The sequence below is a fragment of the Ochrobactrum sp. BTU2 genome (assembly GCF_024539785.1).
Classification (GTDB): Bacteria; Pseudomonadota; Alphaproteobacteria; order Rhizobiales; family Rhizobiaceae; genus Brucella; species Brucella anthropi.
In genome coordinates, this window is record NZ_JAHWRG010000046.1 from 1 (window position 1) to 6,507 (window position 6,507).

Genomic DNA, 6,507 nt, shown 5'->3' on the forward strand with positions numbered 1-6,507 from the left:
ACTCGCCGAGAGCTTCATCAGCATGGTTCATATTGCTACCGCAAGATACTGGCTCAAATTCGTCCACGCCGCCTAGGTAACGCTGTACGATATTGCTTTATTGGGGGGCAAATTGAAACCTTGGAACGTGATTCAATATGTTCGGCGTTTGTTGTGCGAGCCACCGAAGCCGGCGTCGAAAGCCAAATTCGTTGATCTTGCGCCGAGCGCAAACGCAGACAACGCGGAAATCTATTTCGAAGCGCTAAATTACGCTACAACCAACGACAACGTTCTTAACATTGCTATCACTGGACCTTATGGATCAGGTAAGAGCAGCGTCATTAAGTCTTATCTTGTTAGGTATCCAGGGAAGCCGCTGCAACTCTCACTGGCCTCTTTCCTTCCAGAAGGTGATACAGCAGGGGTGCGCGTAACGAAACAAGAGATCGAACGGAGCATACTCCAGCAGATACTTTATGGCGTTGAGGCCGATAAATTGCCTTTCTCCCGCTTCAAGCGAATACAAACGCCGAAGCAGTTCTCAATTCTATGGTCATTGCTGATTACGGCAGCCTTCGCTTGCGGTTGGTATATCTTTGGAAAACAGACCGAGATTTTGTCGGGGTCATTTTTTGTTCCGTGGGAATTATCGAAATGGTTCCGCTACGTTTGTATCGCTGTAGTAGCTGCGTTCTGCTGGAAAGCCATCCACAGTATTTACACGACCAGCTTTGGTCTCTCACTGAAAGGCATCTCACTAAAAGATGTGCAGATTGCACCTGCTGCTGCTAACGAGGAGTCTATACTCAATAGGCATCTTGACGAGATTTTATACTTCTTTCAGTCCACGGACTACGACTTGGTCATAATCGAAGATCTTGATCGATTTGATAACCCGGACATATTCGTCACTCTTCGGGAGATCAATGGATTAATCAATGCCAACGAAGGAATTAAACGCCCAGTACGATTTCTATACGCCCTAAGAGATGATATTTTTGGCAACACAGACCGGACGAAATTCTTTGAATTTATCGTACCCGTTATTCCGATTATCAATCATTCGAACTCTATCGACAAGGTCTGGGAGCAGGGGACGCGCGTTGAACTCGACACAAGACTAAACAAGCAGTTCGTACGAGAAGTTTCACGTTATCTGACGGATCTGCGACTCATCCGTAATATTTTCAACGAATATGTCGTTTATTCAGACAATCTAAAGGCTGATAGTGAGGGGCTCCTCGATCCGAATAAACTCTTGGCGGTGTTAATTTATAAGAATGTCATCCCAAAGGACTTCGCGGAGTTGCATCGACAAGAAGGTGTGCTTTCGCAGATTTTGGGCCGTTATGATCAATATATTTCCAAGATAGAGACAGAAATCCGCGCTCAACGAACTCAAATTGAAAGCAATCTGGTGAGAGGAGACGCGCAGCTTTTGCGTGATCAAACGGAACTTCGCAGGGTATACGCCATGGCACTGCTTGAGCAGCTACCGGCAAACGTCTCGTCTTTGTTCATTGGAGACGGGCAGATACCTTTGGGGCAACTTCCAGAGAGCACTCTATTGGAAGTGGCGCTTACTCAAAATTCAATAAAATACCGCGATCACAACGGTTACAACCGAGAAGCAACGATTAATCCTGTGGAGTCCGCAGTAGATCCAACAAGAAGTTTTTCCGATAGAAAAGCAGAGATTGGTCTTAAGGCGGCGGAATTTAAGGAAACCTCGGCGAAGCGTTTGCGAGAGTTAAAGGCAGAGCTCGCACGTCTTCGTACCCGTCGGTTCAATGAAGTTGTCCGGGAAAGCGCCGAGTTGATTGAACAAATTTTCGCGGAGGTCGGCGAAAACCGGGAATTGCTTAAATACCTAATTCTTGAGGGATATCTTGATGATACATATTACCAATACATATCACTCTTTCATAAGGGACGTTTATCCCCAAATGACAATCGTTTTCTCATTCAGATCCGCGGCTACAATACCCCTTCCCCGGATTTCCAATTAGACAATATTGCCGAAGTGGTCGCTTCCATGAGGGACGAAGATTTCGGTCATCACTATGTGCTTAATCGGTATATTGTCGACCACTTACTCTCGGAATTTGTTGGCAATAGACAGCGCATTTCCAGTGCGATGAGTTTCATAGGGGGGCACTTTTCTGATTGTAGTGAATTCTTCCGCAGTTACTATGCGAAAGGCAAACAGGTCGAAAAGTTCATACAATCATTGTCCGTACAGCTCCCGAGCTTTGCTGCCGTCGCTTTAACCGAGACAGACGGCGTATCTCATGCAGCTCGTATCTTAGCTTATATGCCGGATGACATCCTGATGAAACCGGTAAACTCGGCCAAGCTACAGTCGTTTCTATCCGATCGGACGAGCCAAGTTCTCATGGAAGGGATCGACTTTGATTACGATCGGTTGCGCTCCTTGTGTGTTGAGATTGATGACATCAGTGATCTCGAGGATTTCCCAGCCGCTTTGGCATTTGTTGCGGAAAATGGTCTCTATCGCATTTCCCTTATCAATATTCGATACATCGTTGCTCACATTCTCAACTGGCAGAAAATTGAGGATTTGGAAAAGCGGCACTTCTCGACCCTGAAGGAAATAAACGACCTGGAATTGCTTAAACGCATATATGCTGATTTTCAGGTTTACGTAAGGGATGTTCTTCTCAAGCAGGAGGGGAATACAGACGAGGACGTGGTGGCTCTGTTAGAAGTGCTAAACCGTGATGATGTTGAGTTCGAGTTGCGCGAAGCTTTTCTGAAAAAGCAGACGGTTATTCTTTCGGGCTTCGATGGACTTCCCTCCGCTTTCCATCGAACGGTCTTGGAAGAGAAGCAAATTGAGTTCTCGTGGGAAAATTGTTTTGGCTTCATGAAAAGCGACGCATACGATCAAGGCCTGCTTACAGCCTATCTACGGGATAAAGAAACCGCTACTACGCTATCGTTACTGCCGATACCAAGCGACGACACATTTGTCGATCTACGCAGGTTTATAGTTGGAAATAACGCTCTAGATTTGCAAACCTATCAAACGTATGTCCGTCAGCTCCCGAAGCATTTCAACTATATTCCAGAGGTAGATGCGGATAAAATCAAGATCCTGATATCGGAGCACAAAATCAGCTTTACACCGGAAATCTTCGGAGATCTGCCAGATGCAAACCTAAAAATTTTGTACGTAGCGTCTAATTTTGCTACCTATCTGGCAAAAAAAGATAAATACATAATCGATGATGAATTCCGTAGCAAGCTCTTGCAGACCGGAATTAGTGACATCCAAAAGCTGCAATTAATCAATGACATGGAACCATCATATGTCGCTGGGACTCCTTCAGTGGCAGCAGCCGTTGGTCCCATCCTCGACAAATCTGCGATTGAACTGAGTATGTACGGGTCGGATTTCGTTAAAGCAGTAATCCAGAACTCGCACGATGAAAGAATTCAGATATCACTTTTCAACAAGCTGCACATTGCTTTGTCGGCTTCCGAAGTCCGCGAGGTCCTTCGTGGTTTATCTGGGCCGTTCCAAGATATCGCGACATTCGGCAGATCGCCCAAACTCGAGAATACCGATGTCAACCGGCAACTAGCTTCTTGGTGAAATCAGAATTCATACGTTCAAAAAGCAAGCATGAGCCTACAAATTGACAATGCGGGAAATGCTTATGTCGTTCTCGGAGGGGAGCCCAAGGTGGGGCTGCCGCAATGGTGTAGTCTTTGGTCATCCGCAAATGTAGTGCGCCAGAAGCTTTCGGTACAAGCTGGCTTTCGCGGGCTGAGTAGGAAATTGATCGAAGAGACTTGCCATGCAAACTTTTTTAGGGATGCACGACTCGTCGTCCATCCGGATTGTTCCAGTAGATTTCATCGTTTAAAAAGAGACGAGCTATGATCAACGCCTCCGAAACTTCGAAAACAGTCGTAGTTTTCAACTGCTGGCAAAGCGATCTTAGCGCCGACACACACCGCAATGCCATCCGCGAAGCCCTTCGCAAAGCCGCAAAAGCAATTCAGAATAAGTCGCCAGAGATGAAGATCGTGATTGATGAAGCTCTACGTTGCAGCAGTGGGGCGCCCAACATTGCTGTTAACGTCAGGGAAAAGATAGAGAAAGCCGATATCGTAGTCGCAGATATCACCACGATTACACCCACTGAAGCCGAGCGCCCCTGTCCGAATCCGAACGTTACATTTGAACTGGGCTTGGGGGTCGCGGCCGTAGGCTGGGCCAGAACAGTGATGCTCTTTAACGGATCTCCGCAGAAGGGAGAAGTGCCATTCGACTTCGCACAGCATCGCGTTTCGAATTATAGCATGACGAATAAGTCGGATCAGGTAGGGCGCACTGCATTGGAGAAACTCGTCGAGAAAGCGCTACGCGATATCATCGAGCAAGATCCAAAACGTCCAGCACAAGAACGAGGGCTTTCGCGCCATGAGATTGAACATCAACGCGACGTCCAAATGGTTCGATGGCTCATGGAGCATCTGTATGTTCCGGCAGTGTCACAGACGGTCTCAATGCTTCCTAAGCATATCTTACACCGGAATCTGTGGTTCTACGAACACTTCCGCGGTGTAGCAACCAGCACCTCATTCCACCTTTATGATGACCGCCTCTCCGAAGCGGTCGAATCTTTGCTGAATGCTTGGGGACGAGCCTTCTCGGAAGATCAAGCCTATACTGAAATGGCTGGTAATGAAGGATACGTGTTCAGTAGTCGAATGTCGGGCGGAAATGGATCTGTCGGGACCGCACGTTGGGATCGAATAGAAGCGGCGAGATGCGATATGCGCTTAGCCCTCGACCTAATACTGAAGCGCGTCCGGAACGACTATCTCGAGATTGATATCGATGAAACCGACAAAATTGCCTGGGCGCGGTATCAGATTGAGATGGCGGAGATCTACAGCTAGGGGTCCAAGTAGTCATTTGCGACATGCTTTACGGTCGCAATCGGGTCGGAAAAATCATGTGGGCTGCGCTTCGCGGCAGCAACATTCTCGACAACCAGCGAAATCGGACGAACCCTCTTGAACCTCAAAGCAGCCGCGACGCGCGTCCACTGCGCCGCTTGGCATTGTTGTAATAATCGGATGCTTGCTGCACCGAGCGATGACGCGATTGTTCCATGGCTTCCGGCAACGGAATGCCACGATTGGCCGCTTCGGTGAGATAGCCAGAGCGCAGGCCGTGGGCGGAGAATTCTGTGGCATCAAGGCCCGCCATTTGCGCGCGCTGCTTGACGATCCGGTTGATGGCGCTCGGTTCCAATGCCCGCACCGACACATTGCCCCAGCGATCGACTTTTCGAAACACGCTGCCCTTGTCGATCCTTGCTGCTTCCAGCCAGCGGGTCAGGGCTTCGACGGGTCGACCGGTCAGATAGACAGTTTCATCGTGATCGGCACCACTGGTTTTGGTGCGACCGAGATGAATGCCGAGTGAGGGTAGGGGAGAACCGTCCTCATCGGTGACGGGCGTCTGTTTGACGAGCTGTTCTATACGCAAACCGGCGATTTCACTGCGACGACGGCCACCCGAGGCAAAGGCCACCATCAGAATGGCTCGATCGCGGATCGCTGTCAGATTTTCGCCGGAACAGGTTGCCAAGAGTTTGCCCAGAATATCGACGGTAATCGCATTAGCACTCTTGCGCCTGCGCGGACGGTTCAGGGCGCGCACCGCAAGGCGGATGGCGGATTTGACGGCGGGTGAAGAAAACGACCCTTCCAGCCCCCGCCAGCGGGTCAGCGTTGACCAGTTGGCCAGACGCCGGCGCACCGTTGCTGGTGCATGCGGTCCCGTCACGCGCAGAAAGCCTCGTTGGCGCAATTCCCCTTCCACGTCGGTTGGCATGCCATGATCAGGTTCGATCTCACGTTGCTGCGACCGCCATAAGTGATGGGCGACGAATTTCAGGAGCAGGGCTTCCGGCGCCGGGAAGGGCAGGGGATTGCCGGTGGCAGCCATCGACCAGGCTTCGAGATAGGCCAGATCTGAGGTCAAGGCGCGCAGCGTGTTTTCGCCCATGCCTTCATTGACCAGATGGCGCAGCGTCTCGACATCCTGATCGGTCAGAACCTCGGCCAGCATGTCGCGGCGGTTCATCGGCAAAACGGCGGCAATCGTATCGAGTGTTTCGGCGCGGCGTTCGACGGCGAAGAAGGGCGATGTGGTCACAGATCAAAACTCCCTAATGGGCTTGAAAGCGGGCTTTCTGCGGCGCGGCGTTGCTCCAATTTTTACAGATTTGCGGTCTGAAATCAATAAGCTTCGATAACGTATACTTATCGGAGGTGTTTGACAAACATGGTTAGTGTCAGAGTAACGATACACAATGCAATTTTAGGTTCAATAATAGAATAATTATCGATGCATTTCAGATCTTTAAAGGATAAGTCTTAACGTCTCGGAAAATCAACGATGGGGTACGCGGGGCACATCCGTTGGCGGTGCTATTTTACTGTGCAATTGCGCGCTGACTTGCAATCTATCATAATCCG

General features: G+C 49.5%; 3 protein-coding genes. 2 read left to right on the forward strand and 1 reads right to left on the reverse strand.

What is annotated here, in order from left to right:
• Positions 1-112: 112 nt before the first annotated feature.
• Both KWJ32_RS27465 and KWJ32_RS27470 read left to right on the forward strand, forming a co-directional pair.
• The gene (locus KWJ32_RS27465; RefSeq protein ID WP_256886593.1) at positions 113-3,601 is read left to right on the forward strand and encodes an ATP-binding protein; all 3,489 of its coding nucleotides are present in this window, start codon (positions 113-115) and stop codon (positions 3,599-3,601) included.
• A 287-nt stretch (positions 3,602-3,888) separates the two neighbouring features.
• Positions 3,889-4,917, forward strand: a complete 1,029-nt coding sequence (locus KWJ32_RS27470; RefSeq protein WP_256886594.1) for a hypothetical protein — start codon at positions 3,889-3,891, stop codon at positions 4,915-4,917.
• A gap of 124 nt (positions 4,918-5,041) precedes the next feature.
• Here KWJ32_RS27470 and KWJ32_RS27475 read toward each other — a convergent pair whose 3' ends face one another.
• Positions 5,042-6,184: a site-specific integrase gene (locus KWJ32_RS27475; protein WP_256886595.1), complete on the reverse strand. Its 1,143-nt coding sequence runs from the start codon at positions 6,182-6,184 to the stop codon at positions 5,042-5,044.
• Positions 6,185-6,507: the final 323 nt, after the last annotated feature.